This window comes from Mycobacterium sp. P4_H6 (genome assembly GCF_056400845.1).
Genome location: NZ_JBFUKN010000076.1, coordinates 13,435 through 31,141 on the forward strand (window position 1 = coordinate 13,435; position 17,707 = coordinate 31,141).

14 protein-coding genes are annotated in these 17,707 nt (G+C 68.9%); 6 read left to right on the forward strand and 8 right to left on the reverse strand.

The annotated features are described in order from the left end of the window. Positions 1-27 precede the first annotated feature (27 nt). Genes AC1DTF_RS24755 through purH form a run of 3 tightly spaced genes read left to right on the forward strand, consistent with a single transcriptional unit; the run spans position 28 to position 3,618 of the window. Positions 28-1,416, forward strand: coding sequence for a cell division protein PerM (locus tag AC1DTF_RS24755; protein WP_477475992.1), 1,389 nt, complete (start codon positions 28-30; stop codon positions 1,414-1,416). A gap of 10 nt (positions 1,417-1,426) precedes the next feature. Beyond that, positions 1,427-2,059, forward strand: coding sequence for a phosphoribosylglycinamide formyltransferase (gene purN / locus AC1DTF_RS24760; RefSeq protein ID WP_057168318.1), 633 nt, complete (start codon positions 1,427-1,429; stop codon positions 2,057-2,059). Next, the gene (gene purH, locus AC1DTF_RS24765) at positions 2,056-3,618 is read left to right on the forward strand and encodes a bifunctional phosphoribosylaminoimidazolecarboxamide formyltransferase/IMP cyclohydrolase (RefSeq protein ID WP_057168317.1); all 1,563 of its coding nucleotides are present in this window, start codon (positions 2,056-2,058) and stop codon (positions 3,616-3,618) included. Before purN ends, purH begins: the two co-directional genes overlap by 4 nt. 79 nt (positions 3,619-3,697) lie before the next feature. On the opposite strand, the gene AC1DTF_RS24770 is transcribed toward purH, so the two are convergent. Next, the gene (locus tag AC1DTF_RS24770) at positions 3,698-4,711 is read right to left on the reverse strand and encodes an alpha/beta hydrolase (protein WP_477475993.1); all 1,014 of its coding nucleotides are present in this window, start codon (positions 4,709-4,711) and stop codon (positions 3,698-3,700) included. Positions 4,712-4,804: 93 nt separating this feature from the next. Here AC1DTF_RS24770 and AC1DTF_RS24775 point away from each other — a divergent pair, with 93 nt between their 5' ends. Together AC1DTF_RS24775 and AC1DTF_RS24780 are read left to right on the forward strand one after the other, a co-directional pair. After that, on the forward strand, positions 4,805-6,187 hold the full coding sequence (locus tag AC1DTF_RS24775) for a sigma 54-interacting transcriptional regulator (RefSeq protein WP_057168596.1): 1,383 nt from the start codon (positions 4,805-4,807) through the stop codon (positions 6,185-6,187). Next, on the forward strand, positions 6,162-8,144 hold the full coding sequence (locus tag AC1DTF_RS24780; RefSeq protein WP_477475994.1) for a vWA domain-containing protein: 1,983 nt from the start codon (positions 6,162-6,164) through the stop codon (positions 8,142-8,144). Before AC1DTF_RS24775 ends, AC1DTF_RS24780 begins: the two co-directional genes overlap by 26 nt. Before the next feature lie 44 nt (positions 8,145-8,188). Here the strand turns inward: AC1DTF_RS24780 and AC1DTF_RS24785 are convergent, their stop codons facing one another. The 7 genes from AC1DTF_RS24785 to AC1DTF_RS24815 all read right to left on the reverse strand — a co-directional run bounded on the left by AC1DTF_RS24785 (position 8,189) and on the right by AC1DTF_RS24815 (position 17,181). After that, a complete protein-coding gene (locus tag AC1DTF_RS24785) occupies positions 8,189-8,767 on the reverse strand; it encodes a DUF1707 SHOCT-like domain-containing protein (protein WP_057168315.1) in 579 nt (192 codons plus the stop codon). Positions 8,768-8,839: 72 nt separating this feature from the next. After that, positions 8,840-9,595, reverse strand: coding sequence for an enoyl-CoA hydratase family protein (locus AC1DTF_RS24790; protein WP_057168314.1), 756 nt, complete (start codon positions 9,593-9,595; stop codon positions 8,840-8,842). After that, on the reverse strand, positions 9,595-10,755 hold the full coding sequence (locus AC1DTF_RS24795) for an acyl-CoA dehydrogenase family protein (protein ID WP_477475995.1): 1,161 nt from the start codon (positions 10,753-10,755) through the stop codon (positions 9,595-9,597). Before AC1DTF_RS24795 ends, AC1DTF_RS24790 begins: the two co-directional genes overlap by 1 nt. Continuing rightward, a complete protein-coding gene (locus AC1DTF_RS24800; protein WP_477475996.1) occupies positions 10,752-12,728 on the reverse strand; it encodes an acetyl/propionyl/methylcrotonyl-CoA carboxylase subunit alpha in 1,977 nt (658 codons plus the stop codon). Before AC1DTF_RS24800 ends, AC1DTF_RS24795 begins: the two co-directional genes overlap by 4 nt. A 12-nt stretch (positions 12,729-12,740) precedes the next feature. Further along, positions 12,741-14,336 carry an acyl-CoA carboxylase subunit beta gene (locus AC1DTF_RS24805; RefSeq protein WP_057168311.1) on the reverse strand — a complete coding sequence of 532 codons (1,596 nt, stop codon included), beginning with the start codon at positions 14,334-14,336 and terminating at the stop codon, positions 12,741-12,743. Then, positions 14,333-15,481 carry an acyl-CoA dehydrogenase family protein gene (locus AC1DTF_RS24810; protein WP_235571280.1) on the reverse strand — a complete coding sequence of 383 codons (1,149 nt, stop codon included), beginning with the start codon at positions 15,479-15,481 and terminating at the stop codon, positions 14,333-14,335. Before AC1DTF_RS24810 ends, AC1DTF_RS24805 begins: the two co-directional genes overlap by 4 nt. Beyond that, positions 15,478-17,181: an acyclic terpene utilization AtuA family protein gene (locus AC1DTF_RS24815; RefSeq protein ID WP_477475997.1), complete on the reverse strand. Its 1,704-nt coding sequence runs from the start codon at positions 17,179-17,181 to the stop codon at positions 15,478-15,480. Before AC1DTF_RS24815 ends, AC1DTF_RS24810 begins: the two co-directional genes overlap by 4 nt. A 254-nt stretch (positions 17,182-17,435) precedes the next feature. Between AC1DTF_RS24815 and rpmF the strand changes: the two genes are divergently transcribed. Beyond that, positions 17,436-17,609, forward strand: a complete 174-nt coding sequence (rpmF, locus tag AC1DTF_RS24820) for a 50S ribosomal protein L32 (protein WP_057168308.1) — start codon at positions 17,436-17,438, stop codon at positions 17,607-17,609. Positions 17,610-17,707: the final 98 nt, after the last annotated feature.

Genomic DNA, 17,707 nt, shown 5'->3' on the forward strand with positions numbered 1-17,707 from the left:
CGCGCGCGAGGAGCGACCCAGCTAGTGGTGGACAACCGGTCAGTCGGTACCCGACAGGCTCGCGACCTGCTCAGGGTCGCGTTCGGGCCGTCGGTCGTCGCGCTCGGCGTGATCGCGGCGGTGACGCTGATCCAGCTGCTCATCGCCAACAGCGACATGACCGGCGCGTTCGGCGCCATCGCCAGCATGTGGCTGGGCGTGCACCAGGTTCCGGTCTCCATCGGCGGCCGCGAACTCGGTGTGATGCCGCTGCTGCCGGTGCTGCTGATGGTGTGGGGCACCGCGCGCACCACCGCGGCCGCGGCGTCACGGTCCTCCTGGTTCGTCATCCGCTGGGTGGTCGCGTCGGCGCTGGGCGGGCCGCTGCTCATCGCGGCGCTGGCGCTGGCCGTCATCCACGACGCGGCCTCGGTGATCACCGAACTGCAGACCCCCGACGCCTCGCGGGCGTTCGCCGGGGTGCTCGCGGTGCACGCCATCGGCGCGCTGATCGGCGTCGCGATGGCGGGCCGTCTGCTCACCTTGTCGTGGGTGCCGCACTGGCTGCCCGAGTCGCTGCGGGCCGCCGCGGCCGGGGTGCTGGCGTTGCTCGGCCTGTCCGGTGTGGTGGCCGCCGGCTCGATCGTCGTGCACTGGGGAACCATGCACGACCTGTTCGGTATCACCGACTCGATGTTCGGCCAGTTCAGCCTGGCCCTGCTCTCGGTGCTCTACATCCCCAACGTGCTGGTCGGGACGGCCGCCGTCGCGGTGGGTTCCAGCGCCCACATCGGGCTGGCCAACTTCAGTTCCTTCACCGTGCTGGGCGGCGACATCCCGGCCGTGCCGGTGCTCGCCGCGGTGCCCACACCGCCGCTGGGCCCGATCTGGGTGGCCTTGCTGATCGTGGCCGCGGTCTCGGCGGTGGCGCTGGGCCAGCAGTGTGCGCGCCGGGCGGTGCCCTGGCCGACCGCCGCCGCGAAGCTCGCGGTGGCCGCCCTGGTGGCCGCGCTGACCATGGCGCTGCTCGGATACGCCGGTGGCGGGCGGCTCGGTAACTTCGGCGACGTCGGCGTCGATCAGGTCACCTTCGGGCCCGCGGTGTTCCTGTGGTTCCTGTCCATCGGTGGGCTGACGGTCGTGATGGCCGGCGGCCTGGTGCGCAGGCCGAAGCGGGTGAAACCGGTCCCGGCTCCGACCCCCGAACCAGAACCCGAGTACGAGGACGATTTCGGGGAGGAGGACGCGATCACCGATATCGTGCTGCTCGATGCGCAGGCCGAGTTGCCCGAGCACGCCGAGTCCTTCGAACTCGGCACACCGCCGCCGCCCGCCGAGGTGCACGACGACCCGCTGCTGGACCCCGAGGAGCACTTCATGGTCGACGGCGATCTTCCCGGCGCGACCGCTGAAAAGCCGCGCGATCAGGACGACTAGGCTGCTGCGGGTGCAGCAGCGACCACTCCGCGTACCGGCGACCGCGCCGGCCCGGCTGGTGGTCCTGGCCTCGGGTACCGGATCGCTGCTGGCTTCGTTGCTGGAGGCCGCCGCCGGCGACTACCCGGGGCGGGTGGTGGCCGTCGGGGCCGATCGGGCCTGCCCGGCGCTCGAGGTCGCGGCCGAGGCGTCGATCCCGTCGTTTCAGGTGCGCCTGGGCGATCATCCGGATCGCGCCGCCTGGGATACCGCGCTGACCGAGGCCGTCGCGCAGCACACACCGGACCTGGTGGTCAGCGCGGGTTTCATGAAAATTTTTGGGCAGGAATTCCTTTCGCGCTTCGAAGGCCGGATCGTGAACACCCATCCGGCGCTGCTGCCCGCCTTCCCCGGTGCGCATGCGGTACCCGATGCCATCGACTACGGCGTGCGCGTGACCGGGTGCACCGTGCACCTGGTCGACAGCGGGGTGGATACCGGGCCGATCCTGGCGCAGGAGGCCGTGGCGGTGTACGAGGATGACACCGCAGAGACATTGCACGAACGCATCAAGGACGTCGAACGACGACTGTTGGTGGACGTGCTGGCCGCGCTGGCGACGCGCGGTGTGACCTGGACCGGACGAAAGGCGATTCTGGGATGAGTGACAAGCGGCCGATCCGGCGTGCGTTGATCAGTGTGTACGACAAGACGGGGTTGGTGGACCTGGCCCGCGGACTGCACGAGGCGGGCGTGAGCATCGTCTCCACCGGCTCGACCGCGAAAACCATTGCCGGAGCCGGTGTCCCGGTGACTCCGGTGGAGGATGTCACCGGTTTCCCCGAGGTGCTCGACGGCCGGGTGAAGACGCTGCACCCGAAGGTGCACGCCGGTGTGCTCGCCGACCTGCGCAAGCCCGAGCACGAGGCGGCGCTGACCGAACTGGGTATCGCGCCTTTCGAACTCGTGGTGGTGAACCTGTACCCGTTCAGCGAGACGGTGGCCTCGGGCGCCGGGCCCGACGAGTGCGTCGAGCAGATCGACATCGGCGGCCCGTCGATGGTGCGGGCGGCCGCGAAGAACCATCCCAGCGTCGCCGTGGTCGTCGACCCGCTCGGGTATGACGGTGTGCTGGCCGCGGTGCGTGCCGGCGGATTCACCCTGGCCGAGCGGAAGAAGCTGGCGGCGTTGGCCTTCCAGCACACCGCCGAGTACGACGTGGCGGTGGCGGGCTGGATGGTCTCGGTGCTCGCCCCCGAGGAGGGCGACGCGGAGCTGCCGCGCTGGGTGGGGTCGACCTCGCGCCGGAGTGCGGTGCTGCGCTACGGCGAGAACCCGCACCAGAAGGCCGCGCTGTACCGCGACGACTCCGGCTGGCCGGGCCTGGCGCAGGCCGAGCAGTTGCACGGCAAGGAGATGTCCTACAACAACTACACCGACGCCGACGCCGCCTGGCGGGCCGCGTTCGACCACGAGCAGACCTGTGTGGCGATCATCAAACACGCCAACCCGTGCGGTATCGCGGTGTCCTCGGAGTCGGTCGCCGATGCGCACGCCAAGGCGCACGCGTGTGATCCGTTGTCCGCCTTCGGTGGAGTGATCGCCACCAACACCACCGTCAGCGTGGAGATGGCCGAGACGGTGGCCGACATCTTCACCGAGGTGATCGTCGCGCCGGCCTATGCGCCCGGTGCGGTGGAGGCGCTGACCAAGAAAAAGAACATCCGCATCCTGGTGGCCGCCGAGCCGGAGGGTGCTGCTGTCGATTTGCGGCCGATCAGCGGCGGGCTGCTGGTGCAGGAGCGCGACGCACTCGACGCCGAGGGCGACGATCCGAACAACTGGACGCTGGCCACCGGGGACCCGGCCGACCCGGCGACGCTGGCCGATCTGGTCTTCGCCTGGCGTGCGGGCCGCGCGGTGAAATCCAACGCCATCGTGGTCGCCAAGGACGGCGCCACCGTCGGCGTCGGCATGGGACAGGTGAACCGGGTGGACGCCGCGCGGCTGGCGGTGGAGCGGGCCGGTGAGCGCACCCAGGGCGCGGTGGCGTCCTCGGATGCGTTCTTCCCGTTCCCGGACGGTCTGCAGACGCTGATCGACGCCGGGGTGAAGGCGGTCGTGCATCCGGGTGGATCGGTGCGCGACGACGAGGTGACCGCGGCGGCAACGGCGGCGGGGATCACGCTGTACCTCACCGGCGCACGGCATTTCGCGCACTAGCGCATACGCCGAGTGGCCACTTATTGCACGTGATCTCGCAGAATTCGTGTGATAACTGGCCATTCGGCCAATAGGGGAGTCAGGCGGTGGCCTCGTGGCTCTCGGCGGCGGTCACGTGCCCGATGAAGGACGCGATCTCCTCGACCGCGCGCCGGGCATCGGGGTTGACGTCGAAGGACAGCTGGAACATGTGCATCGCCTTGTCCCACACCTGGACCCACACATCGACGCCCGCGGCGGTGAGCTGGTCGGCCAGCACGAAGGTGTCATTGCGCAGCATCTCGTTGGTGCCGATCTGCAGCAGGAACGGGCCCAGCCCGGCCGCGTTGGACTCGGCGGGCATGATCGGCACCGGCCGGGTCCCGTTCACGGTGGCGAACACGTCGTAGATGAACTTGACCGTCATGAACGGGAACAGCACATCTTTGTGATCCCGCAGGGCGCGGTACTTGAGATCCATGTCGGCGGACGTCAACGCCGACAACAGCACCTGCCCGGCGGGCACCGTCAGACCGGCGTCGCGGATGGCCAGTGCGGTGTCGGCGGCGATCAGCCCGCCCGCCGAGTCACCGGCGAGCACGATGCGGCCGGGCTGGAAACCCAGCGCCAGCGCGTGCCGGTAGGCGTCCAGCCCGTCCTCGACGGCCTCGTCGATGCTGGCCTGCGGTGCCAGCCGGTAGCCGACGTTGAGCACCCGGGCACCCGTGGCGGCCGACAGCTTCGAGACGAACCGGCGGTGTGAGTTCAGGCCGAGCGTCACCAACGCCGATCCGTGGAAATAGATGATCACCTGATCGGAATCCGTGGCAACGGGTGCCGCCACCCACTCGGCGGGGCAGTGCGGCAGCCGTTCGGGGGTGACGACGGTGCCGGGCAGCGGCCTGATCAGACGCAGCGGGCGGTCGATGGTGTCCAGGTGCGCGCGCTGCAGTCCGGCCGGCCAGATCCGGTTGATGAGCAGGCCGATGAGGGTCAGTAGCCCCAGCACCGGACGCAGCGTCAGTGCGGTCGACACACCCAGCATCCGGGACTGCCACGACGCCGGGCGGAAGCTCACTGTGCTGGGCCGATCACGCCACTCGTGCAAGTTCACGGTACCCATGGTACTGGGTAGTTTTCTCACAGCGAACCGGTGATCAGTCAGGTGGGCAAGCCCGCAGCCGAGAGCAGTCGTRGCGTGGAGCTTGTGACGTCACCTAACGACCTGCCCCGTACCCTCGGCGAGCTGCGCGCCTCCGGCCATCAGGAGCGCGGGATCAAACAGGAACTCCGGGAGAACCTGCTGGCTCGACTGTCGAACGGCGAGGAGATCTGGACCGGTCTCTTCGGTTTTGAGGACACCGTCCTGCCGCAGGTGGAGCGCGCCCTGATCGCCGGTCACGATTTCGTCCTGCTCGGTGAGCGCGGCCAGGGCAAGACCCGGCTGCTGCGCTCGCTGGTCGGGCTGCTCGACGAGTGGACGCCGGTGATCGAAGGCTCCGAACTGCGCGAGCACCCCTATTCCCCGATCACGCCGGAATCGACCCGCCGGGCCGCCGCCTCGGGCGACGGCCTGCCGATCGTGTGGATCCACCGCAGCGAGCGCTACACCGAGAAGCTCGCCACTCCGGACACCAGCGTGGCCGACCTGGTCGGCGACATCGACCCCATCAAGGTCGCCGAGGGCCGCAGCCTCGGTGACCCGGAAACCATCGCCTACGGCCTCATCCCGCGCTCGCACCGCGGCATCGTCGCGGTCAACGAGCTGCCCGACCTCGCCGAGCGCATCCAGGTCGCGATGCTCAACGTGATGGAGGAGCGCGACATCCAGGTGCGCGGTTACACGCTGCGGCTGCCACTGGATGTGCTCGTGGTGGCCAGCGCCAACCCCGAGGACTACACCAACCGCGGCCGCATCATCACCCCGCTCAAGGACCGCTTCGGCGCCGAGATCCGCACCCACTACCCGCTGGAACTCGACGCCGAGGTCGGTGTCATCTCCCAGGAGGCGCACCTGTCCGCCGAGGTCCCCGAATATCTGCTGGCCGTCATCGCCCGGTTCGCGCGCGCCCTTCGTGAATCCACCGCCGTCGATCAGCGCTCGGGTGTCTCGGCGCGTTTCGCCATCGCCGCGGCCGAGACGGTGGCGGCCTCGGCCCGGCACCGTGGCGCCATTCTCGGTGAGCAGGACCCGGTGGCCAGGGTGGTCGACCTCGGCACCGTGATCGACGTGCTGCGCGGCAAGCTGGAGTTCGAATCCGGTGAAGAAGGCCGCGAGCAGGCGGTGATGGAGCACCTGCTGCGCCGCGCCACCGCCGACACCGCGTCCCGTGCGCTCGGCGGTATCGACGTGGGGCCGCTGGTGGCCGCCGTGGAGGCCGGTTCGCCGGTGACGACGGGGGAGCGGGTGTCGGCCAAGGATGTGCTGGCCGCGCTGCCCGAACTGCCGGTGCTCGACGAGATCGCCGAGCGCCTCGGCGCGCAGACCGAGGGCCAGCGCGCGGCCGCGGTGGAGCTCGTGCTGGAGGGCCTGTACCTGGCCAAGCGCATCGACAAGCAATCCGATGAGGGTGAAACCGTCTATGGCTAAACGCCTTTCCAGGTATTCGCGGTACTCCGGCGGCCCCGATCCGCTGGCGCCGCCGGTCGATCTGCGGGAGGCGCTCGACGCGATCGGCGAGGACGTCATGTCCGGCGCCTCGCCGCGCCGGGCGCTGCAGGAGCTGATGCGCCRCGGCACCGAGAACATGACCGGGGCCGACCGGCTGGCCGCCGAGGTCAACCGCCGGCGCYGGGAACTGTTGCAGCGCAACAACCTCGACGGCACCCTGGCCGAGGTCAAGAAGCTACTCGACGAGGCCGTGCTGGCCGAGCGCAAGGAACTGGCCCGGGCGCTGGACGATGACGCCCGCTTCGGCGAGATGCAGATGGAGGCCCTGTCCCCGTCGCCGGCCAAAGCAGTCCAGGAACTCGCCGAATATGACTGGCGCTCACCGGAAGCCCGCGAGAAGTACGACCAGATCAAGGATCTGCTCGGCAGAGAGATGCTCGATCAGCGCTTCGCCGGCATGAAGGAGGCGATGCAGAACGCCACCGATGAGGACCGGCAGGCGATCAACAAGATGCTCGACGATCTCAACGAGTTGCTGGAGAAGCACGCAGCGGGCGAGGACACCGAGGAGGACTTCGAGAAGTTCATGGCCGAACACGGCCAGCATTTCCCGGAGAACCCGAGCAATGTCGACGAGTTGATGGACTCGCTGGCCAAACGGTCCGCCGCCGCCCAACGTTTCCGCAACAGCCTGTCCGAATCCCAGCGTGCCGAGCTGGATGCGCTGGCGCAGCAGGCCTTCGGGTCCCCGTCGCTGATGAACGCACTGAACCGGCTGGACGCCAACCTGCAGGCGGCCCGGCCGGGCGAGGACTGGTCGGGCTCCGAGGAGTTCAGCGGCGACGACCCGATGGGCATGGGCCAGGGCACCCAGGCGCTGGCCGATATCAGCGAGCTCGAGCAGCTGGCCGAACAGCTGTCGCAGAGCTACGCCGGCGCGTCCATGGAGGACGTGGACCTGGACATGCTGGCCCGCCAGCTCGGCGACGAGGCCGCGGTCAACGCGCGCACCCTCGCCGACCTCGAGCGCGCGCTGACCGATCAGGGATTCCTGGACCGCGGCTCCGACGGTCAGTTCCGGCTGTCGCCCAAGGCGATGCGGCAGCTCGGGCAGACCGCGCTACGTGATGTGGCACAACAGCTTTCCGGCCGCCACGGTGAACGCGAGACCCGCCGTGCCGGCGCCGCGGGAGAGTTGACCGGTGCCACCCGGCCGTGGGCCTTCGGGGACACCGAACCGTGGAACGTCACCCGCACGATCACCAATGCGGTGCTGCGCCAAGCCGGTTCGGGGGTCATCGACGGCCCGGTGCGATTCAGCGTCGAGGACGTCGAGATCTCCGAGACCGAGACCCGCACCCAGTCGGCCGTGGCGCTGCTGGTGGACACCAGCTTCTCCATGGTGATGGAGAACCGGTGGCTGCCGATGAAGCGCACCGCGCTGGCCCTCAACCATCTGGTGAGCACCCGTTTCCGTTCCGACGACCTGGAGATCATCGCGTTCGGCAGGCACGCGCGCACCGTCAGCGCCGCCGAACTGACCGCGCTGGAGGGCGTGCGCGACCAGGGCACCAACCTGCACCACGCGCTGGCGCTGGCCGCCCGGCATCTGCGGCGCCACCCCAACGCGCAGCCGGTGGTGATGATCGTGACCGACGGCGAGCCKACCGCGCACCTGGAGGATTTCGGCGACGGGGCCGAGGCGTTTTTCTACTACCCGCCGCATCCGCGCACCATCGCGCTGACGGTGAAGGGCTTCGACGAGCTGGCCGCACTCGGTGCGCAGTTGACGATCTTCCGCCTCGGCAGCGATCCCGGATTGGCTCGGTTCATCGATCAGGTGGCGCGACGCGTCGGTGGCCGGGTGGTGGTGCCGGACCTGGACGGGCTGGGCGCGGCGGTGGTCGGGGACTACCTGCGGGCCCGCCGCCGCTGATCGGCTCTCAGGCTTGCGCGTGCAATTCGAGCAAAGAAAACGTCTCAGCTGTTCTTGCGTTTTTTGCGCTTGATGCCGACGCTGCCCCACAACGAGAAGCCGCGGATGGTGATGCACGGCGCGCCGGGTGTGCCCTGCTCGCCGACGTGATCGAAGGAACCCATCACGCCGTGGCCGCGGACGGCGACGTTGACCTCCGGCGGCAGCAGAATGGTCTGTCCGCCGAAGATCGAGATCGAGTGGATGTCCACCTCGGGCGAGGTGAAATCGGCGTACCGAAGGTCGATCACACCGCCGCCGAACAGCGCGAATGACGTCAAACGTTTCGGGACATTCCAGCGACCGCGCCGCTCGAAGCCGCTCAGGATGGCCAGCAGCAGCGTCGACGGTGCGGGCTTGCGGGTGCCACCGCAATTGGCGGTGGTGGCGAAGTCCGGCAGATCGGCGGACAGCCGGGCCAGTTCGCCGTGCGTGGTGGCGGCGTAGGCCTTGGCCAACCGCTGCTCGTATTCGTCCATCGACAGCCTGCCCTGGGAGGCGGCGTCGGTCAGCAACTGGGCTACCTGAATGCGCTCGGCGTCGCCGGCGCGGGTCGAGCCGTTCTGCCACGACGAAGTGCTCATTGTTACTGAGCCTACGACTCACGCCGATAAACGCAAGCTCGTCGTCGAAACTGGCAAACGCGAGGAGTTCGCTCACGCCCAGTCGGGCTGGCGTTTCTGCAGGAACGCCAGCATGCCCTCGCGGGCCTCGGCGGAGGTGAACAGTTCGGCGGACTGCGCAGTCAACGCGTCGGCGTGCGCGTCGAACCCAGCGAGGATGCCGGCCGTCGTCAGCGCCTTGGACGCCGCCAGTCCCTGGGGGGAGGCCTTGGCGATATCGGCGGTGAGGGCGTCCACTGCGCCGGCCACGTCGTCGGCGGCCACGGTGATCAACCCGATGTCCGCTGCCTCCTGCGGACCGAACTTCTCCCCGGTCAGGAAGTACCGCCCGGCCGCCCGCGCAGTCAGCTTCGGCAGCAGCGTCAGCGAGATGATCGACGGGGCGACACCGATGCGGGCCTCGGTGAGCGCGAAGGTGCTCTGCGGTCCGGCCACCGCGATATCGCACGCCCCGACCAGTCCCATCCCGCCGGCGCGGACGTGCCCGTCCACGGCGGCGATCACGGGCACCGGCGCCGCCAGGATCGCCCGCAGCAGCCGGGTCATCTCCTGGGCGCGGTCCACCGCGATATCCCCCGGGTCGCGGCCTGCGGCCTCACTGAGGTCCGCGCCCGCACAGAAGGTCCGGCCGGTGTGGCCGAGCACCACCACGCGTGCGCCGGCCGCGATGGCGTCGTCGAAACCTCTGTGCAGTTGCTCGACGAGCGCGGTGGACAGCGCATTGTGGTTGTGCGGCGAGTCCAGCGTCAGCCGGGCCACCCGGCCTTCCAGGGCGTAGTGGACGAGCATCAGTACGACCGAGGCAGGCCCAGCGAGGTCTGCGCGACGAAGTTGAGGATCATCTCCCGGCTCACCGGCGCGATGCGTGCCAACCGGGACGCGGTGAGCACCGAGGCGATGCCGTACTCCTTGGTCAGCCCGTTGCCGCCGAGGGACTGCACGGCCTGGTCGACGGCCCGCACCGAGGCCTCACCCGCGGCGTACTTGGCCATGTTCGCGGACTCGGCGGCACCGAAGTCGTCACCGCTGTCATAGAGTGCGGCGGCCTTCTGCATCATCAGCTTGGCGAGCTCGATCTCGATGTGGTTCTGCGCCAACGGATGCGAGATGCCCTGGTGCGCACCGATGGGTGTCTTCCACACCTGCCGGGTCTTGACGTAGTCGGTGGCCTTGCCGATGGCGAAGCGTCCCATGCCGACGGCGCTGGCCGCACCCATGATGCGCTCGGGGTTCAGCCCGGCGAACAGCTGCGCGATCGCTGCGTCCTCGGAGCCGACCAGCGCGTCGGAGGGCAACCGCACGTCGTCGAGGAACACCTGGAACTGGTACTCGGGACTGAGGATCTCCATCTCGATCTTCGTCCAGGACAACCCGGGGGTGTCGGTGGGCACCACGAACAACGCCGGCTTCAGATTGCCGGTCTTGTGATCCTCGGTGCGGCCGACGACGAGCACCGCCTGGGCCTGGTCGACACCGGAGATGTAGACCTTCTGGCCGGACAGGATCCAGTCGCTGCCGTCGCGGCGCGCGGTGGTGGTGATGCGGTGCGAGTTGGAGCCGGCGTCGGGTTCGGTGATGGCGAAGGCCATCGTGATCGAGCCGTCGGCGATCCCCGGGATCCAGCGCTTCTTCTGCTCGTCGGTGCCGAACTTGCTGATGATGGTGCCGTTAATGGCGGGGGAGACCACCATCATCAGCAGCGGACAGCCGCCCGCCGACATCTCCTCCATCACCATCGACAGCTCGTACATGCCCGCACCGCCGCCGCCGTACTCCTCGGGCAGGTTGACCCCGATGAAGCCGAGTTTGCCTGCCTCCGACCATAGTTCGTCGGTGTGTGCGCCGGCGCGCGCCTTCTCCAGATAGTAGTCCTGGCCGTAGTTGGCGGCCATCGCGGAGACGGCCTTGCGCAGTGCCTGCTGTTCCTCGGTTTCGATGAAGCTGGTCATGATTGATCTCCTTCGGGGTTCTCGATCCGGGCCAGGACGGCTCCGACCTCGACCTGTTGTCCGGGTTGCACATTCAGTTCGGCGAGCACACCGTCGCCCGGTGCGGTGATGGTGTGCTCCATCTTCATGGCCTCCAGCCAGATCAACGGCTGCCCGGAGGTGACGGTGTCTCCTGCCGCGGCGCCCACCCGCACCACCGAGCCGGGCATCGGGGCGAGCAGCGAACCGTGCGCCACCGCGGAGTCCGGGTCCGGGAAACGCGGAAGGCTGGTCAGCCGGGCCGGCCCGATCGGCGAATCGACGAAGACGTCGTCGCCGTAGCGGGCCACGTCGAAGGCCTGCTCAGCGCCATCCACCGACAGCACCACGCGGGAGGGGCTGGTCGACACCACGGTGACGCCCGGGAAGTCGGGCAGCCCGATTCCGTTGCGGCCGAAGCGGTACCGGATGAGCTGTTCTTCATCGGCGGCATCGCGGAATGCCCGGGTCTGGTAGCCCGAGATGAGGTTGCGCCACCCGCTGGGTGCGGGGCCGAAAGCCGTTGCGGTGCCGCGGTTGTGTGCGGCATCGGCGAGTGCGGCGGCCAGCGCCGACAGCGCGGCGGTGTCCGCCGGTCCGGCGGCCAGGTCGGCCAGCCCGTGGGTGTCGAAGAACGCGGTGTCGGTGGCACCGGACAGGAACGCCGGGTGCCGCAGCACGTTGACCAGCAGGTGACGGTTGGTGCCCACCCCGTGGATCCGGGCGCGCGACAGCGCGTCGGCGAGGGTGACTGCGGCTCGCTGGCGGGTCGGCGCGAAGGAGATCACCTTGGCCAGCATCGGGTCGTAGAACACCGACACCTGGGACCCGTCCACGATGCCCGAATCCAGCCGCACCCCGACCCGGCCGAGCGTGCCGAACTCGGTGCGCGCGGCGGGTACCTCGAAATGGTGCACGGCACCGGCCTGCGGCTGCCAGCCCCTGGCCGGATCTTCCGCATAGAGCCGGGCCTCGATCGAATGTCCCTGCGCGGCAGGTGGTTGCGCGGGCAGCGCCACACCGTCGGCCACCTCGATCTGCAACTCGACGAGATCGAGACCGGTGGTCTCCTCGGTGACCGGATGCTCCACCTGCAGTCGGGTGTTCATCTCCAGGAAGAAGAAGTCACCCTGGGACCCCGGATCGGAGCTGGCCATGAATTCGACGGTGCCCGCGCCGGTGTACCCGATCGCGTCGGCGGCGAGCCGGGCGGCCTCGAAGAGCTTGGCGCGCATCCCCGGTGTGCGTTCCACCAGGGGTGAGGGCGCCTCCTCGATGACCTTCTGGTGCCGGCGCTGGATGGAGCATTCGCGCTCGCCGACGGCCCACACGGTGCCGTGCTGATCGGCCATCACCTGGACCTCGATATGGTGACCGGCGGCCAGATAACGTTCACAGAACACCGTCGGATCGCCGAAGGCGGACTGGCTTTCCCGCTGTGCCGCCGCGACTTCGGTGGGCAGCGATGCCAGATCGTGCACCACCCGCATACCGCGGCCGCCGCCACCGGCGGATGCCTTGATCAGCACCGGCAGCTGCGCGGCGGTGACAGTATCGGGATCCAGTTCGGCCAGCACCGGAACGCCGGCGGCGGCCATCAGCTTCTTGGCCTCGATCTTGGATCCCATCGACCGCACCGCTGCCACCGGCGGGCCGATCCAGATCAGCCCGGCGCGCTGCACGGACTCGGCGAAATCCGCGTTCTCGGAGAGGAATCCGTAACCCGGATGGATGGCGTCGGCACCGGCCTTGTGCGCGGCGGCGATGAGCTGACCGGTGTCCAGATAGCCGTTGCGGCCCTCCAGGCGTACCCGCACATCGGCCTCGGCGACGTGCGGGGACGCGGCGTCGGGATCGGTGTACACCGCGACGGTGCCGATGCCGAGGCGACGGCAGGTGGTGAACACCCGGCGGGYGATCTCGCCGCGGTTGGCGACGAGGACTCGTGTGATCATGCGTTTACGCCCTCACATCCGGAAGACGCCGAAGTTCGACGTCCCCTCGATCGGTCCGCTCGCGATGGCGGACAGGCACATTCCGAGCACGGTGCGGGTGTCCCGCGGGTCGATGACACCGTCGTCGTAGAGCCGGCCGGACAGGAACATCGGCAGGGATTCGGCCTCGATCTGCGCCTCGACCGCGGCGCGCAACGCGGCGTCGGCGGCCTCGTCGACCTGCTGGCCGCGCGCCTCCGCGGCGGCCCGGCTGACGATGGACAGCACGCCGGCCAGCTGCGTCCCGCCCATCACCGCGGATTTCGAACTGGGCCAGGCGAACAGGAAACGCGGATCGTAGGCGCGCCCGCACATGCCGTAATGGCCGGCCCCGTAGGACGCCCCGATCAGCAGCGAGATGTGCGGCACTCCTGAGTTGGAGACGGCGTTGATCATCATCGATCCGTGTTTGATCATGCCGCCCTCCTCGTACGCCTTGCCGACCATGTAGCCGGTCGTGTTGTGCAGGAACAGCAATGGCGTGTTCGCCCGGTTTGCCAGCTGGATGAACTGGGTGGCCTTCTGCGACTCCTCGGAGAACAGCACGCCGCGGGCGTTGGCGAGGATGCCGACCGGATAGCCGTAGAGCGTGGCCCAGCCGGTGACCAGCGACGAACCGTAGAGCGGTTTGAACTCGTCGAAATCCGAACCGTCCACGATGCGGGCGATGACGTCGCGCGGGTCGAACGGGATGCGCAGGTCGGCTCCGACGATGCCGAGCAGTTCCTCGGCGTCGTATGCGGGTTCGACGACCGGGACCGGCACCGGGCCCTGTTTGCGCCAGTTGAGCCGCGCCACGATGCGCCGTCCGATGCGGATGGCGTCGAGCTCGTCGTTGGCCAGGTAGTCACCCAATCCGGAGGTGCGGGCGTGCATCTCGGCGCCACCCAGGGACTCGTCGTCGGATTCCTCGCCGGTGGCCATCTTGACCAGCGGGGGACCGGCGAGGAACACCTTGGAGCGTTCTCTGATCATCACCACGTGATCGGACATGCCGGGCACATAGGCGCCGCCGGCGGTGGAGTTGCCGAAGACCAGTGCGATGGTGGGGATCCCGGCCGCCGACAGCCGGGTCAGATCGCGGAACATCTGCCCGCCCGGGATGAAGATCTCCTTCTGGGTGGGCAGGTCGGCGCCGCCGGATTCCACCAGGGATATCACCGGAAGCCGGTTCTCCATGGCGATCTGGTTGGCACGCAGGATCTTCTTCAACGTCCATGGGTTGCTGGTGCCGCCCTTGACGGTGGGGTCGTTGGCCACGATCAGGCACTCGACACCCCCGACGGCACCGATGCCAGTGACGACGCTGGCGCCCACCGTGAAATCGCTGCCCCAGGCGGCCAGCGGGCTCAGCTCCAGGAACGGGGCGTCCGGGTCCAGCAGCAGTTCGACGCGTTCGCGTGACGTCAGCTTGCCCCGGGCATGGTGGCGGTCGACGTATTTGGTGCCGCCGCCGGCCAGGCTGCGCTCATGTTCTCCTGCCAGCTCGGCGAGCTTGACCGACATGGCGTCGGCGGCCTCGCCGTACCCGGCTGCGCGCGGATCCAGGGTCGATTTGAGTCTCGTCATTGCAGGCCCATCGTCTTGGCTGCCAGCGCGGTGAGGATCTCTGTGGTGCCGCCGCCGATGCCCAGGATGCGCATGTCGCGGTACTGGCGCTCGACCTCGGATTCGGCCATATAGCCCATCCCGCCGAACAATTGGACGGCCTGGTTGGCCACCCATTCGCCGGCCTCCACGGCGGTGTTCTTGGCGAAGCAGACCTCGGTGATCAGGTTCGTCTCACCCGCCATTTCACGCTCCACCAGCCGGTGGGTGTACACCCGCGCCACATCGATGCGACGCGCCATGTCGGCCAGGGTGTTCTGCACGGCCTGCCGGGAGATCAGTGGACGGCCGAAGGTCTCGCGGTCGCGGCACCACTGCACGGTCAGGTCCAGGCAGCGCTGCGCGCTGGCATAGGCCTGCGCGGCCAGTCCCACGCGTTCGGAGACGAAGGCGCCGGCGATCTGCACGAAGCCGGTGTTCTCCGCCCCCACCAGGTTGGCGGCCGGCACCCGCACATCGGTATAGGACAGCTCCGCGGTATCGCTGGAGCGCCAGCCCATCTTCTCCAGCTTACGGCTGACCTCGAAGCCCGGAGTGTTCTTGTCCACCAACAGGAGTGACACCCCGGCCGCGCCCGGTCCGCCGGTGCGCACCGCGGTCACCACGTAATCGGCGCGCACCCCGGAGGTAATGTAGGTCTTGGCGCCGTTGACGATGAAATCGTCTCCGTCCCGGACCGCTTTGGTGGTCAGGTGCCCGACATCGGAGCCGCCGCCGGGTTCGGTGATGGCCAGTGACCCGATGAGATCGCCGCGCAAGGTGGGGCGCACGTAGGTGTCGATGAGGCGCTGATCGCCGGAGGCGATCATGTGCGGCACCGCGATGCCGCAGGTGAACAGTGAGGCGAAGGTGCCGCCGGGCACGCCGGCCTGGTGCAGTTCCTCGCAGATGATCACCGCGTCGGCGCTGTCGCCGCCTCCGCCGCCCACCGATTCCGGGTAGGGCGCGCCGAGCAGCCCGGCCGCGCCGGCCTTGACGTGCAGTTCGCGGGGCAGTTCACCGGTGCGTTCCCAGTCCTGCGCGTAGGGCAGGATCTCGCGTTCGGCGAACGCCCGCACCGTCTTTCGCAGATCGTCACGTTCTGGGGCGTGCCAGATATCGGTCACAAAGACAACAGCCTTTCCGGGATGTCGACATGTCGAGATCTCAGCCATTCGCCGAGACCTTTGGCCTGCGGATCGAATCGGGCCTGATAGGCGACACCCTGTCCGAGGATGTCCTCGATGACGAAGTTCACCGCCCGCAGCCGGGGCAGCAGATGCCGCGTCACCGGCAGACCGGCCGTCTCGGGGAGCAGTTCGCGCAGCTTCTCTACGGTCAAAGTATGTGCCAGCCAATCCCATTCGGGATCGCTGCGCACCCACACCCCGACATTGGCGGAGCCGCCCTTGTCGCCGCTGCGGGCGCCGGCGATGCGGCCCAGGGGTGCCCGGACGGTGGGGCCCGACTCTGCCGGCTCGGGGAGCGCGGGTGCCTCGGCGGGTTCGACCGCCAGCGTCTCGGCTGCCGGGGCGATGTCCACCCGGGTGCCGTCGGTCAGCACGGCGACGTGCGGGACCGCGGCGGCGTCGACGAAGCCCGGGGTGAACACGCCGTACACCTGGCCGTCCCCGGGCGGCGCCGTCGAGGTGAAGCCCGGGTAGCTGGCCAGGGCCAGTTCCACTGCGGCGGAGGAGAACTGCCGCCCGACGACCTTCGGGTCCTGGTCGCGGACGACGCAGTGCAGCAGCGCGCTGGCGGCTTCCTCGGTGTCGGCGTCGGGATGATCGGTGCGGGCCAGCGTCCACTGCAGCTCGGCGGGCCGGACCGTGAGGTGGCTTTCCAGCTGGGACCTGATCAGCGCGGCCTTGGCCTCGATGTCCAGGCCGGTCAGCACGAACGAGGTGGCATTGCGGAATCCGCCGATGCTGTTCAGCGAGACCTTCAGCGTCGGGGGCGGAGCCTCGCCGCGCACCCCGCTCACCCGGACCCGATCGGGACCGGCTGCGGTGACCGAGACCGAATCCATGCGCAGCGTGACGTCCGGATTCGGGTAGCGCGCACCGGCGATCTCGTAGAGCAGCTGGGCGGTGACGGTGTCGGTGCTGACCAGTCCGCCGGTCCCGGGGTGCTTGGTGATGATCGAGGAGCCATCGGCGGCGATCTCGGCGATCGGGAAGCCGGGATGGTTCAGGTCGGGTACCTCGTTGAAGAACGAGAAGTTGCCGCCGGTGGCCTGGGCGCCGCACTCGATGATGTGGCCGGCCGCGACCGCGCCGGCCAGCGCGTCGTAGTCCGTGCGGGTCCAGCCGAAGTGGGCGGCGGCCGGTCCGACGATCACCGAGGCGTCGGTGACCCTGCCGGTGACGACGACGTCGGCGCCGGCGGTCAGGCACTCGACGATGCCCCAGGCGCCCAGGTAGGCGTTGGCGGCCAGCACGCCTGGGAACCCGAGCTCGTCGGCCCGCGCGATGAGGTCGTCGCCCTCGACATGGGCCACGTTCACCGTCAGTCCGAGGCGGTCGGCGAGGTCGCGCACCGCGGTGGAGAGTGCTCGCGGGTTCAGGCCGCCGGCGTTGGCGACGATCTTCACGCCCTTGTCCAGGGCGAGTCCGAGGGTGTCTTCGAGCTGGCGCAGGAACGTCTTGGCGTAGCCGAGTTCGGGGTTCTTGGCCCGGTCGCGGGCCAGGATCAGCATGGTCAGTTCGGCCAGGTAGTCGCCGGTGAGGTAGTCGAGCTCACCACCTTCGAGYATCTCGCGCATGGCCGCGATGCGGTCACCGTAGAACCCCGAGCAGTTGCCGATCCGGACTGCTGCAGACTGCACCCATCACTCCCATCGCACTCCGACCAACCGGTAGGTAGGTTACTCGGTACCGACGGTATCGCGTCAAGGGGTGGGCCCCGATCGGTGCGTTGTTTCAGTCTCGCGCAGCAGCCGGGCCGAAAGGCGGAAACCGCGCATGTGTTTCGCGCTGAGGCGTGCGGTTTGGAGGCATCCGGCGGTGCGGGCTATTCTGTAGTGCAAATTGCCGTCGCTGTTCGCTGCGCGGCGGAAACCCGCAAGAGGAGATCTCCAACATGGCTGTGCCCAAGCGCCGGATGTCGCGCTCGAACACCCGTAGCCGCCGGTCGCAGTGGAAGACCGAGGCCGTCGGCCTGGTCAACGTCGCTGTGGGTGGCCAGCAGCGCAAGGTGCCGCGTCGCCTGCTCAAGGCCGCTCGCCTTGGCCTGGTCGACCTCGACCGCAAGTAACCGCTGCGCTGGATGTCGCCTGGCCGTTGCGGCTCCGTGCGGCGCGCCTCTCAGGTCGCTCTCAGATAGAGGGATGACACTGTGGCTGTGCGCATTCT